We start from the raw sequence: 18,943 nt of genomic DNA on the forward strand, positions 1-18,943 counted from the left end.
CAAGTTCAGATCTTCGGTTTCGCCGTTTCCGGACGCTCGGCGGTTGCGTCCTGGTAGAAGTTCGGCGTGACGCGTGGTGATCTGACTGATGCCGAGTGGGAGTTGGTGGAGCCGTTTCTGCCGTTGGGCGAGCGCGGCCCGATCCCGGACCTGCGCAGGCACTTCAACGCGGTGATGTGGCGGTTTCGGACCGGGAGTCCGTGGCGTGACATCCCTGAACGCTACGGCTCCTGGTCGACCGTCTATGGCCGGTTCCAGCTCTGGGCGCTGTCGGGCACCTTCCAGACGCTGATGGACGGGATGATCGCCGAGGCCGCCGCTCGGGGGCAGGTCGATCTCAGCCTGGTCAGCGTGGACTCCACAGTCGCCCGCGCACACCACCACGCGGCCGGTATGGTCGTCGACTCCGCGCTCCTGGAGGAGCTGGAGAAGGCCGTCGCGGAGGAAAAGGGGCTTCGCGAAAGGGGCAAAATGCCTCGTTAGCGGAGGCGGCACCCCCTGTCGACGACCCGGCACGTGAGGAACGCCGCCGTGTCCGCCGGCGCCGTAGAGCCCGGCTACGGGCGGCCGAACTGGGCCGCTCGCGCGGTGGGCTGACCACCAAGACCCACCTCGCGGCCGAGCGCCGCTGCCGGCCACTGTCGTTCGTCCTCACGCCCGGACAGTCTGCTGACAGCCCGCGCTTCATCGAGGTGGTCGAGCGAATCAAGGTCCGCGTCCCGGTCGGCCGACCCCGCACCCGACCCGACGCGATAGCCGGCGACAAGGCCTACTCCTCCCGCGCCAACCGCAACTACCTGCGCCGCCGCCGGATCAGGGCGGTCATCCCGGAGAAGGCCGACCAGGCCGCCAATCGTAAGAAGCGGGGTTCACGCGGCGGTCGCCCCGTTGCCCACGATCAGGAGCTCTACAAGGAGCGCAGCACCGTCGAACGCTGCATCAACAAGATCAAGGAGTGGCGGGGCCTGGCCACGCGCTATGACAAGACCCCCGCCAGCTACCTCGCCGGACTCCACCTGCGCGGTGCCGTCATCTGGCTCCGCAGCCTCAAACCCGAATGATCCGAACTTGGAACAGGCCCTAGCAGTGGGTGGAAGACCGTGGTGCGGACGTGCGGCCAGCGCTCGGCTGCCGCTGCCAGGAACGCCATCGCCCGCGGCGCGTAGGCGGGGGCCTGATCGTCGGTCAGGAGCGCCGCCGGGACGGCCGCCGCCCACGGGTCTGCCTGGTAGCCGGCGACGCCGTGGCCGGGGAGGCTGAGTGCGACGAAGTCCTCGGCGAGCCGGTCGGGGTAGAGGGGTTCGAGCACTGTCGCGGGGTCGAGCGGTGGGTAGTAGCGCGCGTGGTCGCCCAGTAGGGAGCGGGCGGCGGCCGGACCGTCGGCGAGCCGGGCCCTGGCCAGCGCCTCGGCGCCGCGGTCCCAGTCCGTCGGGCCGGTCAGCGCCGCGACGAACGCGGCGCCAGCCAGCGCCTCGGGTGTGGCACCGGCGCCGCCCGCGCCGTTCTCGCTCAGCCGCTGCCAGTGCTCGCGCTCCCGGTGCAGCAGGTAAGACGACAGCGCGACCGGATCGGCCGGCGGCCGTCGACCGTGGGCCAGCGCGTCGACCGCAACCAAGGCGGCCATGTGCAGGGTGAGGGTGAGCCCCGAGTCCGGGTGGTCGGGCGGCAGCGGCAGGGCGGCAGGGTCGGCTTCCGGCGGCCGGTGCAACGGGTGCGGCGGCCGCAGCCCGTACAGCTCGGCGAAACGGGCTCGGGCTGCGGCGAACACCCGCTCGCGGGCGCCCGGCGTGTCCGGCACTGCCTCCAGCTCCATCGCGGAGGCGACGGCGCGGTCACCGAGCACGCCCCGCACCGCGGGCCAGGGGCCGACGGAGCGGGCGAGCATCAGCACTCGCACCGGGACGCCCTGGCCGAGGCTGTTTGGGAACAGGCTGTTAGCAAACAGCCAGGTCAGGTCGCGCAGCGGCCAACGGTCGGCGTAGTCGACCAGCACCAGCAACCCCGTACGGTCGCCGGGGCGCGCGTCGTGGCTGCCCTGCGACTGCCAGGACACTCCGCTGCCGTGCCTGGCCACCACGGTCTTCCAGCCGCGCGCGGTGGACGCCGAGGCGAAGTGGTCGGCCAGCCGGCTCTTGCCCCGACCGCCCGGCCCGTACAGCCACCGCACGCCCAGGACCGGGCCGTCGTTGTCGCCGTCACCTTCGCCATCGAGCCAGCCTTCCAGGTCGCGCAGTTCGGCCTCGCGGCCGGTGAATGGCACGACCGCGCTGCGGGCGTCGAGCAGTCGGCTGGGCCGACTTACCCAGCCGGGGTCCGGGATCGCGGGGGCCGGACGGTACTCCTCCAGCAGGTACACCGGGCGTCCGTCGCCGTGGACGTGCACGTCGGCGGCGACCGCGCCGTAGGCGAACCCGCCGAAGGCGTACACGTTCTGGACGGTCTCCGGCATCGGCATCGACCCCGGTTCCGGTATCTGCTCCGGCTTGGTCATCCGAGATCACCGGCGCCGGGCGCCGTCGGCTTCTGGTTCCCGATCTCCGGCAGGACCGCCTCCGACTCTGCGAACGCTTCGGGGCGGGCCGTCCGGTCATACCCCCAACAACTCTGCCATGCTAGGCCATTGGGGTAGTCCGATGGGCGGGATCCCGGGTGGTTTCGGGCTGTGGGGCTCCGGCGTTGGACGGCAGATCCGCCGGGTTTGCCAGTGGCGCGGGGAGGGGCAGGATCGCCCCGAGCGGGTGCGCGGCACCCGGGGGTGCTCCGAGGGCTCGGCCGCAGGTCGGCGGGCTGGCGGAGCGACGGGAGAGGGACGTTCATGGATCCAGCTACGCTCGCGGCCGTCGCGGGCTCGTCACTCGTCGGCGCGGTGGCCACCGACGCCTGGCAGCAGGTGCACAACGGGGTGGTCGCCCTGTGGCGCCGCTTCCGTCCGGACCGCGCCGATCAGCTCAGCGAGGACCTGGTCGAGCTGCGGCAGGAGGTGCTGGGGGCTCAGGCGGAGGGCGACGAGGGCCTGCAGGACGCGCTCGCCGCGGACTGGCAGCGGCGGCTGTCCGAGCTGCTCCGCCGGCAGCCGGATCTCGCGGAGGAACTGCAGCGGATCCTGGACGAGGTGCTGACACCGGCCCTGCCCAAGGAGGCGAGCAGCCGCGTCTACCGGCAGTCGATCGTCGCCAAGGACAACGGGCGGGCCTTCGGCGTCCAGGGCGGGAACCTGATCTATCACGAGGGGAAGGAAGCGGGCGGCGACCCAGTCGGGGCCACGGGGTGAGGCCCGTCGGCTGACGTCCGGGCCGCTCAGCCGGGGAGCTCCGAGCGCAGCACGTCGCGGATGTCCTCGAATTTCCGCAGGTCGGCGGTGAACGCTGCGGGGTTCGCCGCCGCCAGCTCCTGCTGGATCGCGATGGCTTCGCTGGTCAGCTCCAACCCCTTGTGGACGAAGCCGATCTGGGCCTGGTGGAGGGCGTGGTTGGCGAGCGCGCGGGCCAGGTCAGCGCGGTACGCCGACGGGTGTTCTGCGGCCAGCGTCCGGTAGATGTCCATGGCGGCTCCGGACATCCGCAGGGCGTCCTCGGTGCGGCCCACCGCGGCGAGCCGGTTGCCGAGGTTATTCAGCGCCGTGCCGAGGCCGTCCTGGTTGACTTCTTTGCCGCTCGCCGCCTGCCTGCGGCAGATGTCTACGGCTTCGTCGGCGGCGGCCAGGGCCGCGCCCGGCCGTTCGAGGGCGCCGAGCCGGTTGCCGAGGTTGGACAGCGCGGGGGCGAGGAAGTCCTCGTACAGGGCGGGGTTGGCCGCCGCCAGTTCGCGCCAGTGGGCCACCGCCTCCTGGCTGGCCTCCAGCGCCTCGGCGCGTTGGCCCGCCGCCCACAGGTAGACGCCCAGCCCGGTCAGCGAACTGGCGAGGGCGCGCCGGAAAGCGTCCGGGTTGGCCCGGGCCAGCCGGCGGCGGATGGCCGCCGCGATGGCGGCGTGGGTGCAGGCCTTCGCGCTCTCGCCCTGGCTCCACAGGTGGTTGGCGACGGTGACCAGCGACGTCGCCAGCTCGGGTTCGTACTGGTCGGGGTCGGCGGCGGCCAGTTCCCGGAAGACCCGCACTGCGGCGTGGCCGGCGTCGACGGAGTCGGCCCGGCGGCCCAGCTTGGACAGCGCGATCCCGAAGTTGACCAGCGCGCGGGCGAGGCCGGGCCGGTGCTCGGCCGGATCGATCCCGGCGAGCCGGGTGTACAGCTCTACTGCCTCCCGGGCGGCGTCCGCGGCGTCCGTGAGACGGCCGACCTCCAGCAGGCCGTGGACCAGGTTGCTCAGCGCCGCCGCGGCTAGTACTGCAACGGTGCTTATCGTGACGGTTGTCGGGTTCGCTCGTTGGACCGTTCATGGGTGGGGACATATCCGAGGTCGATGCTCGCCGCTGGTCGGACGGGCTTGCCGGGTTGCATGAGCGGTTTGCCCGCCGGTTCGCGCGGAGCGAATCGCGTGAGTCGGCACTGGCGTACATGCGGGGTCTGCTGGCGCCGTTGGAGCGCAAGAACGGGTGGACGGTGGCCGAGGAGGCCGGTCACGGCGGTCCGGACCGGATCCAGCGGTTGCTGAACCGCATCGACTGGGACGCCGACGGGGTGCTCGACGATGTGCGTGAGTACGTGGTCGAGCACCTGGGGGATCCCGGCGGCGTGCTGATCGTGGACGACACCGGGTTCCTGAAGAAGGGCGTGCGGTCGGCCGGCGTCCAAAGGCAATACTCCGGCACCGCCGGCCGCACCGAGAACTGCCAGGTCGGCGTCTTCCTCGCCTACTCCGGCAAGCTGGGCCGGACCCTGATCGACCGGGCGCTCTACCTGCCGAAGTCCTGGACCGACGACCGCGAGCGCTGCCGGGCCGCAGGTATCGGCGACGAGGTCGAGTTCGCCACCAAGGTCCAGCTCGCGAGAGCGATGGTCCGCCGCGCGATCGACGACGGGATTCCGTTCCGCTGGGTGACCGCGGATGCCGGCTACGGCTACAGCAAGGGCTGGCGCTACGAGTTGGAGCAGGCCGACGTCTTCCATGTCGTGGCCACCACCAGCCATGACACCGTCGTCACCCGGCGGGCCATGGACCACCGGCTCCACGACCTGATCGCAGACCTGCCCCGGCAGAAGTGGAAGCGTCGCTCCTGCGGCGACGGGGCACACGGCCCCTGGATCTACGACTGGGCCCGCGTGGAGGTCCGCCCCTGGCACCGCCCCGACCGCAAGCACTGGGTGCTGGCCCGCCGCAGCATCGGCGATCCCACAAAGCTTGCCTACTACATCGCCTACGCGCCCGCCGAGGCCACCCTGAACGAGTTGATCTCCGTCGCGGGCGCCCGCTGGGCCATCGAGGAGTGCTTCCAGAGCGCGAAAGGCCAATGCGGCCTGGACGACTACCAGGTCCGCCGCCACCAGGGCTGGTACCGGCACATCACCCTCGCCATGGCCGCCCACGCCTACCTCACCGTCCTGCGGGCCCAGCAGCTCGAAAAGCGGCCGGATCCCCTCGAACGCCAGACCTGATACCACTCACCGTCCCCGAGATCCGCCGGCTGGTCACCCAGCTCACCCGACCTGCCCGCCGCAGCATCGATCACGTCCTGCACTGGTCCCGATGGCGCCGCAGACGCCAACAGCAGGCCCGCACCAGCCACTACAAACGACGAGGCCACAGCCCAAGACCTGAAGCCTCATCACGGTAAGCACCGTTGCAGTAATAGGCCAATTACTGCGTCTGCAATGGCGCGGTGATCTCCGCCCAGTTCGGCGACACCATCGCCGTTGCTGCGAAGGCTACCCCGGCGCGGTTCTTCCTCTGCTCCGTGGTTCGGACAGCTCAACATCGACTACTGCGGCGCGGACGGCGACATCCACTGCGTCACCCGGCAGCAGCCCGCCCCAGGCTCCCTCGCCCGACGGGCCCGTCCCGGGCACTGCAACGAATCTGTCACAGGGCCTGGGATCGGCCGGGCTGCCTTCGCTGGTGAGCCCATGCTGGTCCGGAAGCTTAGAGAGAACCGGGGAGGCTCTCATGGCGCGACATGAGTCCGAGGCGGCTGGGGAGCCGGCAGCGGTGCAGCGGGAGTGGGTGCAGGACGTCACCGCCGACGGCGGCGGCAGCGCCTTCGTGGTGCAGGACGGCACCCAGCACGACCACTTCATGGATTCCCCCGACCCCGATTCCGATGGGTTCGCGGAGTGGGTGGACCGAGGGTGAGAACGCCGACGGGCCCGGGCGAGGGCGAGGGCGTGGTGTACACGCAGAACATCACGGCCGTCGACGGTGGCCTGGTATACGCCGTGCAGGGCGGGGACCAGTACAACTACATCTACCGCGGCACCCCGCCCTACCGGGTGGAGCCCTTCGTGCCGGGCGAGGCGGGTGGGCTGCCGGCCGGGTTAGAGCGGACGCCCAGCCGGCTGCTGACGGCCCGTCACGGGGTGGTGCCGTTCGTGCCCCTGCCAGAGACCGGGCCGCTGGAGGCATGGCGGGACGGCCCCGTACTGGGGATGTCGGTGCGACTGCTGTACGCCGAGGGCGGCTCGGGCAAGACCCGGCTGGCCGCCGAGTTCGCCGCCCGCTCCGCCCGGGCCGACTGGACGGTCGCAGTGGCCCGCCACCGCAATGAGACAGCCTCGGCCGGCGGCGGCGACCAGAGTCTGACCGTCCGCGCCCCCGGCCTGGTCATGATCGTCGACTACGCCGAACGTTGGCCCCTGGAAGACCTGGTCACCCTGCTGCGCCAGCACCGCGACGCCGCCCGCGACCGCCTGCGCGTCCTGCTGCTGGCCCGCCAGGCCGGCCCCTGGTGGCAGAACCTCGCCCACCAGCTCGCCAAACTCGACGTCCACGACAGCGAAGCGGTCCGCCTGGCGGGCCTGCCCGACGACCCCGGCACCCGCACCGCCATGTACACCGCCGCCCGCGACAGCTTCGCCCGGGCCTTCAGCCACCCGAACGCGCACCACATCTCCCCGCCCCGCGACCTGGACGACCCCGCCTTCGCCCTCACCCTCACCCTCCACATGCGCGCCCTGGTCGACGTCGACGCCGCCGCCCGCGGTCACACACCCCCCACCGGCAACGGACAAGCCGCCCTCTCCTCCTACCTCCTGGACCGCGAACAAGACCACTGGCGCTCCTTCCACCACCACGGCCGCGGCCCGCTGCGCAGCGACCCGCGCACCCTGGGCCGCGCCGTGTACGTGGCCACCCTCGCCGGCGCCCTGGCTCCCGCCGAGGCCGCCACCGCCCTGACCCGCACCGGTGCCGCCAGCACCACCACCGCCGGAACGGCGCTGGCCGCCGACCACGCCCGCTGCTACCCGCCCGCCGAACCCGGCCTGCTGCTGGACCCGCTCGCCCCCGACCGCCTCGGCGAGGACTACCTCGCCCTCACCCTCCCCGGCCACGAGGAGGAGTTCGGCTACCACGCCACCGATCCCTGGAGCGATACCGCCCCCGCCGCCCTGCTCGCGTCCGGGGACGAGAGCGGCGCACCGCCCGCCTATACACGCCAGGCCCTCACCGTCCTGATCGAGACCGCCCACCGCTGGCCCCACCTGACCACCCGCCACCTCGATCCGATCCTCCGCGACCGGCCCGATCTCGCCCTGAGCGCCGGCAGCGCCGCCCTGATCCGGCTGGCCGCCCTGGAGAGCCTCGACACCGCCGTCCTGGAAGCCGTCGAGGCCCGCTTCCCCGCCGAGCGCCACACCGATCTCGACGCCGGCATCGCAGCCGTCGCCGCCCGCCTGGCCGCCCACCGCCTGGCCACCACCATCACCGACCCCGCCTCCCGCGCCCGGATCCACCGGAGCCTGGCGCTCCGCCAGTCCTGGGCCGGCCTGCGCAACGAGGCCGTCGCCAACGGCCAGCAGGCCGTGCTGATCTGGCGCGACCTGGTCCGGGCTGGCCCCGGCTACCACGCCGACCTCGCCACCTCGCTGGTCAACCTCAGCGGCGACCTGTCGGCGGTGGGGCTGCAGGACGAGGCCCTGGCGGCCGCCCAGGAGGCGGTGGGCCTCCAGCGCCGGCTTGCGGCGGGCAGGCCGGCCACCCGCGAACCGAACCTCGCTCTCGCGCTGTCCCACCTCGGCGCCCTGCTGGCGAATTCGGGGCGGCGGGACGAAGGCCTGGCCGCCGCCCAGGAGGCCGTCGACATCCTGGGCCGACGGGCCCAGTCCGACCCGGCGGCCCACCCGCTCGTCTTCGTCCAGGCGCTGAGCAGCCTCGGCCACCACCTGTCGCAGGCGGGGCGACGGGAGGAAGCGCTGGCCACCACCGAGTCGACGATCGCCGTCTACCGCCGCCTGGCCGCCGACAACCCCGCGGCCCACGCACCCGACCTCGCCGGGGAACTGACCAACCTCGCCCTCCACCTGCAGGATGTCGGGCGCCATGCGGAGGCCCTCGCCGCCGAACAGGAGGCGGCCGAGATCCGGCGCGGCCTGGCGGCCGGGAACCCCGAAGCCCACGAAGCCGACCACGCCCTCACCCTGACCAATCTGAGCGTCTCGCTCATGGAGGAGGGACGCCCTGCGGAGGCCTTCGCGGCCATCGAGCGGGCAGTGGAGATCCGGCGCCGCCTGGCCGCCAAGAACCCGAAGGCCTTCACCGCCGACCTCGCCCACTCCCTGACCAATTTCGGCATCTGGCTGGCGGGGGCGGGGCGCGAAGAGGAGGCCCTGGCCGCCGAACTGGAGGCGGTGGGGATCCGGCGCCGCCTGGCCGCCAAGAACCCCGAGGCCCACGAAGCCGACCTCGCCGCCTCGCTGTCCAACCTCGGCAGCTACCTGTCCGCGCTGGGGCGCCCGGCAGAGGGCCTGGCCTCCGAGGAAGAGGCGCTGGGGATCCGGCGGCGGCTGGCCGCCCGCAACGCCAGGGCCCATGAATCCGACCTCTCCCGTTCCCTGGGCAACTTCGGCGCCCAGCTGTGGCAGGCGGGACGCCCGGCGGAGGCCCTCAAGGCCATCCAGGAGGCGGTGGAGATCCGGCGCCGCCTGGCCGCCGAGAACCCGGAGGCCTTCGCCGCCGACCTCGCCCACTCCCTGACCAACCTCGGCAACTGGTTGACGACGACCGGGCGGTGGAAGGAGGGCCTGGCCGCCACCGAGGAAACGGCCCACCTCTACCGCTGGCTGGCCGAGCGGAAGCCCGCCCTCTTCGCCGCCAAGTTCGCCCGCGCGCTGTCCGACGTCGGTGCCGGCCTGTTGCGGACGAAGCTGCTGCTGGAGGCCCTGAGCACCCTGGAGGAGGCGCTCGGCCTCTACCGCCGCCTGGCCGCGGCCGACCCCGACGTCCACGAACCCGGCCTCGCCCGCGCGCTGTCCCGCCTCGGCACCGGGCTGATCAAGGCCGGAGGGGCGGAGCACGCCCTCCCTCTCCTCGCCCAGGCGGTCGACATCCGGCACCGCCTGGTCATGGAGGTCTCCGGGTCGTTCGAGCCCGACCTCGCCGACGCGCTGTTCGACTTCGCCTCTTGCCTCACCAAGACGGGACGGCGCGGGCCGGGCCTGGCCGCCGCCGCCGAAGCGGTCCGCCACTACCGCGGACCGGCCCGGCACGACCCCGCGACCTTCGGGCCCAAGCTCGCCAACGCGCTGTCCGGCTTCGCCGGCTTCCTGTCCGACGCGGGGCGGCGGGCGGAATCCCAGGCCGCCGCACAGGAGGCCGCGGAGCTCCGGCGCCGGCTGCGCAAGGCCGGCGTACCCCGCCCCGCCAGCCCGCCGTCGGGCCTCGGCGCCCTCCTGTCGAGCATCGGGCGGCAGGCCCGTACGGTGCTCCGGCCCCACCGCGAGGAGCCGCGGCGGAGCACACCCCGGGAGTCGCGGACATTCGCCGTCGAACTCCCGGACGGGACACAGTTGGACGTCGTTGCCCCGGGAGTCGCCACCACCGGACCGGAGCCCCGGACGCCCGCCACCCACCTCTCCGACAAGCCGCCAGCACCCGCCACCCACCTCCCCGACGGGCCGCGGACGGACCTCGCCGCCCCGGGAAACCCCGACACCCGACAGGAGGACACCAGCCCCATCACCGAACCACAGGCGCAGACGTTCACCGTCGAACTCCCGGACGGGATCCTGGAGATCAGCATCGGGGAGGATGCCAGCACCAGCGAGAACACGGAGAGGTTCGCCGTCGACCTCCCGAACGGGGAGAAGCTGAACTTCGTCTTCGAGGAGGTCCTCGACGAGCCGCAGGTGGACGCCGGCGCCGTCATCGACGTGGCGCACCAGGTCTACCGCCTGCTGAACAGGGCCGAGCCGCCCGCCGCCGAGCCGGAGCTCGCCGCCGAGCTGTCCGACCTCGGGATCCGGTTGGGGCAGCTGGGGTGGTACCAGGAGGCGCTGATGGCCACCGAGCAAGCGGTGATGGTCCGGCGCCTACTGGCCATGGCCGAACCGGCCGCGTTCGGGGACGACCTGGCTGCCTCGCTGTTCGACTTCGGCGCCCTGATGTGGGAGGCGGGGCTGCGGGAGGAGGCCCTGGTCCCGGCCGAGGAGTCGGTGCGGATCCGGCGCCCGCTGGCCGGGGCCGACCCGGCCGTGTACGGGCCCGGCCTGGCCGCTTCACTGGCCAACCTGGCCCGCTACCTGCGGCGGGCCGGGCGGCGGGAGGAGTGCCTGGCCGCCGCCCGGGAGGCGGTGGAGGTCCGGCGCCGGCTGGCCAAGGACGACCCCACCCACCGACCCGGCCTAGCCGCCTCACTGCTCGATCTCGCCCACCACCTGTCCAAGGTCGGCCTGCGGGAGGAGGCCTTGGCCCCGGCCGAGGAGGCGGTGCGGATCAGGCGCGAACTGGCCGCGGACGACCCCGCTCGGCAGTTCCGCCTCTCCATCGCGCTGCACGAACTCAGCGACCTCCGCGCGGAGGCGGAACTGCGGCAGGAGTCGATGACCGCCGTCCGGGAGGCGGTGGAGATCCAGCGCCGGCTGACAGCGGCCGACCCCGCCGCCTACGCGCCCGCTCTCAGCGACTCGCTGATCGACCTGGCCATCGACCTGTTGGACGCGGAACGGTTCGAGGAGGGCCTGGCCGTCGCTGGGGAGGCGGTGGGGATCGGGCGCGAACTGGCCGAGGACGACCCCGGCACCCACCGGCCCCGGCTCGCCCTCCTCCTCTACAACCTCGTCCCGCACCTGTCGAAGGCGGAACGGCGCACGGAGTCCCTGGCCGCCTTCGAGGAGGCGGTCGGCATCCACCGGCGGCTGACGGCGAACCAGCTGTTCGCCCACGGACCCCGCCTCGCCGACACGCTGCTCGCTCTCTCCCGCCACCTGTCCGGGGCCGGCCTGCGGGAAGAGGCCCTGGCCGCCGCCGAAGAGGTGGTCTACGCCTACCGCCTGCTGGCCGCACACAACCTGGCCGCCTTCGCGCCCCGTCTTGCCGAGGCGCTGTCGGACTTTGCCGTCGACCTGTCCGGGGCGGGACGGTTCGAGGACGCCCTGGCCGTCGCTGGGGAGGCGGTGGGGATCGGGCGCGAACTGGCCGAGGACGACCCCGGCACCCACCGGCCCCGGCTCGCCCACCTCTTGCACGATCTCACCCTCCACCTGTCGAAGGCGGGACGGCGAGAAGAAGCCTTGGCCGCCGCCGGGGAGGCGGTCGACGCCTACCGCCTGCTGGCGGCAGACGAACCCGCCGAGCACGCGCCACCACTCGCACGCGCGCTGGACCGGCTCGGCACGCTCCTGACGGAGGCAGGGCGGCCCACGGAGGCGGCGGCCGCCGCCAGGGAGGCGGCCCGGCTCCGGCGCTCGCGCTGAACGACCGATGCCCCGCCGAATCGCGCCCGGCGAACCGCCCAGCTCAGCGCCGCCGCGGCTAGTACTGCAACGGTGCTTATCGTGACGGTTGTCGGGTTCGCTCGTTGGACCGTTCATGGGTGGGGACATATCCGAGGTCGATGCTCGCCGCTGGTCGGACGGGCTTGCCGGGTTGCATGAGCGGTTTGCCCGCCGGTTCGCGCGGAGCGAATCGCGTGAGTCGGCACTGGCGTACATGCGGGGTCTGCTGGCGCCGTTGGAGCGCAAGAACGGGTGGACGGTGGCCGAGGAGGCCGGTCACGGCGGTCCGGACCGGATCCAGCGGTTGCTGAACCGCATCGACTGGGACGCCGACGGGGTGCTCGACGATGTGCGTGAGTACGTGGTCGAGCACCTGGGGGATCCCGGCGGCGTGCTGATCGTGGACGACACCGGGTTCCTGAAGAAGGGCGTGCGGTCGGCCGGCGTCCAAAGGCAATACTCCGGCACCGCCGGCCGCACCGAGAACTGCCAGGTCGGCGTCTTCCTCGCCTACTCCGGCAAGCTGGGCCGGACCCTGATCGACCGGGCGCTCTACCTGCCGAAGTCCTGGACCGACGACCGCGAGCGCTGCCGGGCCGCAGGTATCGGCGACGAGGTCGAGTTCGCCACCAAGGTCCAGCTCGCGAGAGCGATGGTCCGCCGCGCGATCGACGACGGGATTCCGTTCCGCTGGGTGACCGCGGATGCCGGCTACGGCTACAGCAAGGGCTGGCGCTACGAGTTGGAGCAGGCCGACGTCTTCCATGTCGTGGCCACCACCAGCCATGACACCGTCGTCACCCGGCGGGCCATGGACCACCGGCTCCACGACCTGATCGCAGACCTGCCCCGGCAGAAGTGGAAGCGTCGCTCCTGCGGCGACGGGGCACACGGCCCCTGGATCTACGACTGGGCCCGCGTGGAGGTCCGCCCCTGGCACCGCCCCGACCGCAAGCACTGGGTGCTGGCCCGCCGCAGCATCGGCGATCCCACAAAGCTTGCCTACTACATCGCCTACGCGCCCGCCGAGGCCACCCTGAACGAGTTGATCTCCGTCGCGGGCGCCCGCTGGGCCATCGAGGAGTGCTTCCAGAGCGCGAAAGGCCAATGCGGCCTGGACGACTACCAGGTCCGCCGCCACCAGGGCTGGTACCGGCACATCACCCTCGCCATGGCCGCCCACGCCTACCTCACCGTCCTGCGGGCCCAGCAGCTCGAAAAGCGGCCGGATCCCCTCGAACGCCAGACCTGATACCACTCACCGTCCCCGAGATCCGCCGGCTGGTCACCCAGCTCACCCGACCTGCCCGCCGCAGCATCGATCACGTCCTGCACTGGTCCCGATGGCGCCGCAGACGCCAACAGCAGGCCCGCACCAGCCACTACAAACGACGAGGCACAGCCCAAGACCTGAAGCCTCATCACCGTAAGCACCGTTGCAGTAATAGGTCGAATTCCATCCGATGCAACAACCCGACTTGCGCCGCTCCGACACTTGGCGCCATCGGGGAAGCGATGAACAGCGCCCCGCTGGCGTGCCATCCTGGTCGCCGGCCTTACACCCAGTTGGCGTGTCCGCCGACGGTCTACGGGGCCGCCCTCGACCCCGGCGGTCCGCAGGCCGCGAACGGAGGCATCTGTGAGTAGCCATGACGGCAAGGCCCACCGCCGCACACTGCCCAGGGCGGTGGAGGACATCCGGCTGACCTACACGAGCGACGAGAGCTGGTGGTACGACCAGAACTCGGAGCTGGACTCGTGGAGCGTTTCGGCCGACGTCTGGGACCTCGAAGCGGAGGAACGGGTGTCCCACGTCGGTAGCTTCCACTTCGTGAGGATCGACCCATACGAGATGCACGACGTCTTCGACCTGCTCGACGGCTTCGACGGCGATCTCGGCGTTGTCGCCAGCGCCATCATCGACCCAGCCACCAACGACTATCGTGACGAGATCGACAACTTCGCCGAGCCCGGAGCCGGCTCGGCCACGCTCATCCTCAACACCGCAGTCCTCGAGCCGGAATGGCGAGGCTTCGGCCTCGGGGTCATCCTGGCCGGGCGGGCCATCAAGCGGCTGGGAGTCGGCTGCCGCACCGCCGTCTGTTTCCCCGCACCCCTTGACGGCGCCAAGGGCCAGCAGCGGTCGCAGGCCATCAACGCCATCGGGGCGGCCTGGCAGCGGCTCGGTTTCGAGCACTTCCGCGACGGCACCTACGTCCTTGACCTGGGCACCATCACCTTCGGCGAGAACCTCGACGCCCTGACCAAGAAGGCCGAGCAGCTGCCGCAGCCCGCACTAGATGATCAATTCCAAGGGGTACCTGCGGAGGGTGTGGGGGTGGGCGGTCAGGCGTCGGGGTCGACTTCGGGGTGCGTGAACCGCACGGGCTTGCCCAGCGACCGGGCGTAGGCGATTTCGGCTCGGGTGCTTTCTCCGATGTAGTCGCCGACTACGAGCACCTCATCAGAGAGCCGGATCTTCGCTCGGTGCAGATCGTCGAGTCGAACCTTCAGCGCCTCGGCCTCGACAGGATCGGACCAAAGTTCGTGCGGCGACTTCATGTTGAAACCCGGCTTGACGACAATCTTTCCGGCTTTGGTCTCCCGCAGATCGGCCTCGGTCATCTCGGTCATGAAACGGGTGGAGCCGCAGATCGCGACGATACGCGGGAGGCCCAGCTGCTTCTTCGCGTCGGCGAGTTTCTCCTCGGGGGTGAGCGGTTGCGGGTATGACACTGGTTCCTCCTGGTGGTGTGGTCCAAGGGGTGCCTGCGAAGACGAGAACGAGGGTGTCCAAGATCGTCTTATGGCGAACGACGTGGACACCCTCGCGACAGCACTCTATGCGACGACCGACGACATGCTGAACCGCCGCGGCCTTCGCCCACGCCCTTGCCTTCACCACCGTTGCCGCCCGCCAGACGGCCGCTCACCAGCGCGACAGCCTCGTCGCGTCCTTGCCCGCAGGCTACCTGCTGCGCGTCGAAAAGGAACTGACTCCGCAGGCGCTGGTACGCCGTCCCCTGACCTCTAGCCAGGCTCTCTCTTTCCGATCACCCGATCATTGGTCCGAGTTCAGCCGGGTAAGGCCGCGTGGCGCGGTACCTTCACCCCGTGACAGGAACCGAGGACGTAAGCGCATTCTGCAGGGCGGTCGAGGCACGCTCGGAGGAGCACCGCAAAGCGATGGACGTGGCAGTCTCCGAGGGCTGGTGGGCGATCGCCGGCAGCGTGCTGCGAATGGAGCTCGACTCCCTGATCCGGGTGAACTACCTCCTTCGCAACCCGGACACCCGGGAGCGAATCCTGGCGTCCTGCGCTGCCGGCAAAGGCTTTAAGGACCACCGGTCCCGCATCCCCGATGCGGACATGGTCCGCATCGCCGAGACCGGCAACCCGTGGGTGCGCAATGTCTACCACTTCGGCAACAGGCTCGTACACCTGACGAACGTGCACGACTACGCCTGGGCCGACCCGTTCCGGGCCTTCGAGAAGGACGAGAGGGAGGAAGTCATCGGCTACCTCAACCACTACCACGGGAGCGCGGTCGAAGGCCCGTCTCTAGACAGCAGCGCCACCTTCCTCGACATCGCCGCGTACGCCCCGCACGTGCTTCGCAAGATCGCTTCGAATCTGCGCATCTCCAGCGAACGCCTGTACCAGGAGGTCACCGGCGACAGCTAGCCCTGGCGCGCTTCAGCCGCTCGCGGCCGTGGCCAGCGCTCTGCGCAGGGGCGGCTGGTACAACCGCCCCGTGCGCAGAACACCCGCCATTCCCGCGGCACGCCCGACTGTGGCTCAGGAAAGGAGCTGGGTGAGCGCTCCGGAGATGACGGTGGCGAGAGTGAGGACGGCGGCGAAGGTGGTTGCGGCGCGGGTGATGGCGGCGAGATAGGTGGCGCCGTCGAGGCGGGCGAGTACGCCTGCGGCGGCGGCGGCCAAGGTCGCCTACTCCTGCCTGGTGGTAAGCGTGGCGCCACTGAGCGACCTGCTGAAGGCCTTGGCCGACTCCGAGCCGCTTGGGAGGGTTAGGCCGCAACGTCCTCACTGCGGAGGTCCGCTGTCTGCCGGTGCCGCGGGACACTGCGCCCCGAGCCCGATGTCGAGTAGAGCACCTGATGGACCGTCGTCCCCGAGGACCCGCGCCGACCCAGACCTGTAGTCCTGAGCGCGAGCGCTCTGGGTCGGACAGCCGGTCAGGTGCTGGCTGTGTTGCTCGTGTACTGCGGTTCGTCAGCCGTCGTCCGCTGTGCGATCACGTTCGAGTGACGCCGATCCGGACGGTGGGCGGCCACGGTGGCGCGAGGGAGTAGGCGTGCACCACGTTGACGGCCGGACGCCCCGCGGCAGTGTCGCGCTCGATCCGGATGAGTAACTCGACTGGTCAGGCGACGCCCATGGCGGCCTCGTGCTTTCCCCGGGCTATCCCTGCCAGCAGGAGCCGCAGGTCAGCGACCTCGCTGTCGCGTCCCCGGGTCTTCACCGCATGGCAATTGGGACAGAGCACCACCATGTTGACCGGATGGTCCGGCCCACCGTCCTTCAGACCGTGGACGTGGTCGACCTCGACGATGGGCCGCTCGTTGCGACCGATCGCATGGAAGCCGGGGTGGCCGCATCTGGGATTCTCGCAGCGGCCGCCGGCGCGTTCCAGGACGAGCGCCCGGAACACGTTCGAGCGCGCAGCCTCGGTCCTTAGCGCCGGGTTGGTGGCGGCGCGGTGGCGCTGCGCGGCCTCTTCCGCCTCGACGCGCTGCCGGTATGTCGGCCCTGGAGCCGGTTGTGGCTGCTCGCCGGGGTGCTCCGCTGTCCGAGCGCCGGTGCGGGCTCGGTCCCATTGCTCCGGCACCGGAGCGGCGTACCAGTCCGGTGCTGCAACGGTGCTGATCCGCTTCAGGTCGAAGTGGTGCTCCGTCAGGCGGAACTCGGCCCGGTCGAGCTCCTCGCCGGTGAACAACTCCCTGAACCAAGGCAGGCACACCGCAAACTCGACGCTGGCGTCGAGCCTGTTCTTCTCCCACAGCGTGGCAAAGCCGTAGGACGTGTGCCTCGCGGAGGCCAGGAGAGTTTTCGCGGTGCGCACCGCTCCCTGTGTCTTGATCATCCGGAGGAAGTCGGTCGGGTTGTACCCTGCCCTCTGCAGGGCGGGTATGCCGGCCAAGAGGTGCTCCTCGAACCTCTTCCCGAGCTCGCCGTACTGCTCGTCACGAACCATGCTGAACGCCTCCCCCTGGCCCGCGAACTCCGCGCGCCGCCGCCGATCCTAAGCCCCGGCATCGAGACACCGTGGCCGGTCCCGGCGGGGTGCTTGCGGGCTGGCACCTGGGAAACCGTCGGTCTAGCTTCCCGCGCGGTGGGCAAGCAAGGTCAGACCCCCCGAACCAAAGAGCAGACCCTAGGACCGGCGCGAGCCCGCAGGCGAAAGGTCCCTCCTAGGCTGACCTGACTCCCGAGTTCGGTGGCTGTGCAGTCACCAAAACGTGACTGCACAGCCACAATCCGTGCCGCTCCTGCTCGTGCAGCCAGTGCCGGACTTCCCGGGATTCCTCGTTCTGGGGGCAGTCGGCGGGGCTAGAGTCCGTCCATGACCGACATCACCGCCTACGAGCAGGCGCAGCAGCAGAGCGTCCGGAGTGAAACCCTGCTGCAGAAGGCCACGCTCAGGTTCCTCGAAGGGGTCCAGACCTCACTGGACGAACGTACGACAACCCGAAACATCGGGTTGGTGGTGCGGGACAACCTACCGCTGGTCCTGGCTGCGCTGTCGGACTACGCGGACAGCGGGCACACGGCCGGGCTTGCACTGCTCAACGCGGCCGCCGATGGCCCGGGCGGGGAGAACAAGGCCAGTCAGCGGAGCGAGGCGCTGGAGATGTTGAACGACGCCGATCGGGCAGCTCAACTTAGGCAGTTGCTGCTGGAGCTGGCCAACGATTGAACGAGCACAGCGTGTGGCCAGCCTTCACTGATCCGTTGGCGGCTGGTGAAGGCCCCGGGGTTTCTGCTCCAGCAGAACGAACCGGATCGTCAGGATGCTGCTCAAAGAGCGGTGCTCCCGGCCGGTGTTGCTCCGGCCGGGAGCACCCCGGGCGGCTACTCCTCGCCGAGACACTTGTCCGCAGGCTTTCCACCGGCGCCCGACCGGGGCCATCCTGCTCGACCAACGCGACGGCCGGTCGACGGCCCAGTCGCTGGAGGCAGAACCGGCCTGGCCTGTCAACCCCGCTTCACGGCGCCGGAGGCGAACAGCTGGACGAGGAGCGCGGCCAGATGCACCGCCATCACCGCCTCGTCCACCGTCTCCTCCCGGGTGACGTTCAGGTTGCCGTGCCGACTGGTCTGCCCGGCCCAGAGCAGACTCATGAGGCTCTCCACAGCGTCGACTCCCTCGGTGCCGCCCTTCCCGGCGATCGGCACGCCGAGCTTGTTCCGTACCTGGCGAAGCTCACCGAGCATCGTGCCCAGGGTCGCGGTGGCGTGCTTCGGTTGCAGGGTCGCGTGGGCGGCGGCCTCCACCGCCTTGATCGCCTCGCTGTAGGCCCGGACCGGGTCCGGCTTGAGGGCGTACGCGGCTTCCCGCGCGGCCTGAAGGTGCTTGGAGGCGGAGCCCCGATCGGGCCGCTCAGCGCTCGCGATCGCGGCGTCGAGCGTCGCACTGACAGCCGGGTCGACACGACGATCCAGTCCATGCCCGCCCGGGGAGACGGCGAACGCGGAATCACCCTCGCGTAGAATGCCGCTCAGCTCGCTGGCGAAGTCGTAGGCGGTCCGACGGTGATGCGGGGGAGCGCTTTCGAGCGCCTGCGCCATGCAGCTGAGCGTCGCGTCAACAATCTCCAGCCGCAGCATTGGGTTGGCCCGCTCGTTGAACGTGGCGATGGCCCAGTCCGGGTTCTCGCTCCTCAGAACTCCGGCTGGCAGCTTCATGCGGACCGCCACCGCCTTGGCGAGACCGAAGTGCTGCAGGACCTCGAAAAGCCAGTCGCGGACGGGCACGTCGAGATGATCCGGCACGCCCTCCGTCCACAGGGGCTCCGGCTCGGTTCGTCCAGCCAGACGGTCGGTCAGTCGTCTCCATGCACTCGCCATGAGGGGACTGTAGAGCGACAGCGGATGAGAGCACGACTGACTTGTTGTCGGCG

14 protein-coding genes and 2 pseudogenes are annotated in these 18,943 nt (G+C 71.0%); 9 read left to right on the forward strand and 7 right to left on the reverse strand.

The genetic code is table 11. From position 1 onward, the window contains the following. Nucleotides 1-66: 66 nt before the first annotated feature. A pseudogene (locus ACF9IK_RS30365) lies at nt 67-1,061 on the forward strand (IS5 family transposase). On the opposite strand, the gene ACF9IK_RS30370 reads toward ACF9IK_RS30365, so the two are convergent. Continuing rightward, on the reverse strand, nt 998-2,491 hold the full coding sequence (locus ACF9IK_RS30370; RefSeq protein ID WP_395297263.1) for a hypothetical protein: 1,494 nt from the start codon (nt 2,489-2,491) through the stop codon (nt 998-1,000). The pseudogene ACF9IK_RS30365 and the gene ACF9IK_RS30370 sit on opposite strands and share 64 nt — an antisense overlap. Nucleotides 2,492-2,815: 324 nt before the next feature. On the opposite strand from ACF9IK_RS30370, the gene ACF9IK_RS30375 reads away from it, so the two are divergent. After that, entirely contained in the window at nt 2,816-3,271 is a 456-nt protein-coding gene (locus tag ACF9IK_RS30375) for a hypothetical protein (RefSeq protein ID WP_395297264.1), read from the forward strand. A 26-nt stretch (nt 3,272-3,297) separates the two neighbouring features. On the opposite strand, the gene ACF9IK_RS30380 is transcribed toward ACF9IK_RS30375, so the two are convergent. Continuing rightward, nucleotides 3,298-4,095, reverse strand: a complete 798-nt coding sequence (locus ACF9IK_RS30380) for a tetratricopeptide repeat protein (protein ID WP_395297265.1) — start codon at nt 4,093-4,095, stop codon at nt 3,298-3,300. A 159-nt stretch (nt 4,096-4,254) separates the two neighbouring features. After that, nucleotides 4,255-4,338 (reverse strand): annotated as a pseudogene (locus ACF9IK_RS30385) (hypothetical protein); the annotation flags it as partial. A 35-nt stretch (nt 4,339-4,373) separates the two neighbouring features. Here ACF9IK_RS30385 and ACF9IK_RS30390 point away from each other — a divergent pair. The 5 genes from ACF9IK_RS30390 (at nt 4,374) to ACF9IK_RS30410 (ending at nt 14,211) form a co-directional block, all read left to right on the forward strand. Next, nucleotides 4,374-5,531: an IS701 family transposase gene (locus ACF9IK_RS30390; protein WP_395297261.1), complete on the forward strand. Its 1,158-nt coding sequence runs from the start codon at nt 4,374-4,376 to the stop codon at nt 5,529-5,531. Nucleotides 5,532-6,039: 508 nt separating this feature from the next. Then, complete coding sequence (locus ACF9IK_RS30395) at nt 6,040-6,225, forward strand: hypothetical protein (protein ID WP_395297266.1); 186 nt, start codon at nt 6,040-6,042, stop codon at nt 6,223-6,225. Beyond that, on the forward strand, nt 6,222-11,780 hold the full coding sequence (locus ACF9IK_RS30400) for a tetratricopeptide repeat protein (protein WP_395297267.1): 5,559 nt from the start codon (nt 6,222-6,224) through the stop codon (nt 11,778-11,780). Before ACF9IK_RS30395 ends, ACF9IK_RS30400 begins: the two co-directional genes overlap by 4 nt. Before the next feature lie 115 nt (nt 11,781-11,895). Beyond that, complete coding sequence (locus tag ACF9IK_RS30405) at nt 11,896-13,053, forward strand: IS701 family transposase (protein ID WP_395297261.1); 1,158 nt, start codon at nt 11,896-11,898, stop codon at nt 13,051-13,053. A 387-nt stretch (nt 13,054-13,440) separates the two neighbouring features. Continuing rightward, on the forward strand, nt 13,441-14,211 hold the full coding sequence (locus ACF9IK_RS30410; RefSeq protein ID WP_395297268.1) for a hypothetical protein: 771 nt from the start codon (nt 13,441-13,443) through the stop codon (nt 14,209-14,211). On the opposite strand, the gene ACF9IK_RS30415 is transcribed toward ACF9IK_RS30410, so the two are convergent. After that, nucleotides 14,148-14,537, reverse strand: coding sequence for a hypothetical protein (locus tag ACF9IK_RS30415; protein ID WP_395297269.1), 390 nt, complete (start codon nt 14,535-14,537; stop codon nt 14,148-14,150). The two genes, ACF9IK_RS30410 and ACF9IK_RS30415, sit on opposite strands and share 64 nt — an antisense overlap. 378 nt (nt 14,538-14,915) lie before the next feature. On the opposite strand from ACF9IK_RS30415, the gene ACF9IK_RS30420 reads away from it, so the two are divergent. Beyond that, entirely contained in the window at nt 14,916-15,485 is a 570-nt protein-coding gene (locus ACF9IK_RS30420; protein WP_395297270.1) for a hypothetical protein, read from the forward strand. Between the two features lie 114 nt (nt 15,486-15,599). On the opposite strand, the gene ACF9IK_RS30425 is transcribed toward ACF9IK_RS30420, so the two are convergent. Both ACF9IK_RS30425 and ACF9IK_RS30430 read right to left on the reverse strand, forming a co-directional pair. Beyond that, complete coding sequence (locus ACF9IK_RS30425; protein WP_395297271.1) at nt 15,600-15,743, reverse strand: hypothetical protein; 144 nt, start codon at nt 15,741-15,743, stop codon at nt 15,600-15,602. A 442-nt stretch (nt 15,744-16,185) separates the two neighbouring features. After that, entirely contained in the window at nt 16,186-17,016 is an 831-nt protein-coding gene (locus ACF9IK_RS30430; protein WP_395297272.1) for an HNH endonuclease, read from the reverse strand. Nucleotides 17,017-17,385: 369 nt separating this feature from the next. Between ACF9IK_RS30430 and ACF9IK_RS30435 the strand changes: the two genes are divergently transcribed. Then, on the forward strand, nt 17,386-17,739 hold the full coding sequence (locus ACF9IK_RS30435) for a hypothetical protein (RefSeq protein ID WP_395297273.1): 354 nt from the start codon (nt 17,386-17,388) through the stop codon (nt 17,737-17,739). A gap of 278 nt (nt 17,740-18,017) precedes the next feature. Here the strand turns inward: ACF9IK_RS30435 and ACF9IK_RS30440 are convergent, their stop codons facing one another. Continuing rightward, the gene (locus ACF9IK_RS30440; RefSeq protein WP_395297274.1) at nt 18,018-18,890 is read right to left on the reverse strand and encodes a hypothetical protein; all 873 of its coding nucleotides are present in this window, start codon (nt 18,888-18,890) and stop codon (nt 18,018-18,020) included. Between the last annotated feature and the right edge of the window lie 53 nt (nt 18,891-18,943).

This window comes from Kitasatospora hibisci, assembly GCF_043950205.1.
Classification (GTDB): domain Bacteria; phylum Actinomycetota; class Actinomycetes; order Streptomycetales; family Streptomycetaceae; genus Kitasatospora; species Kitasatospora hibisci.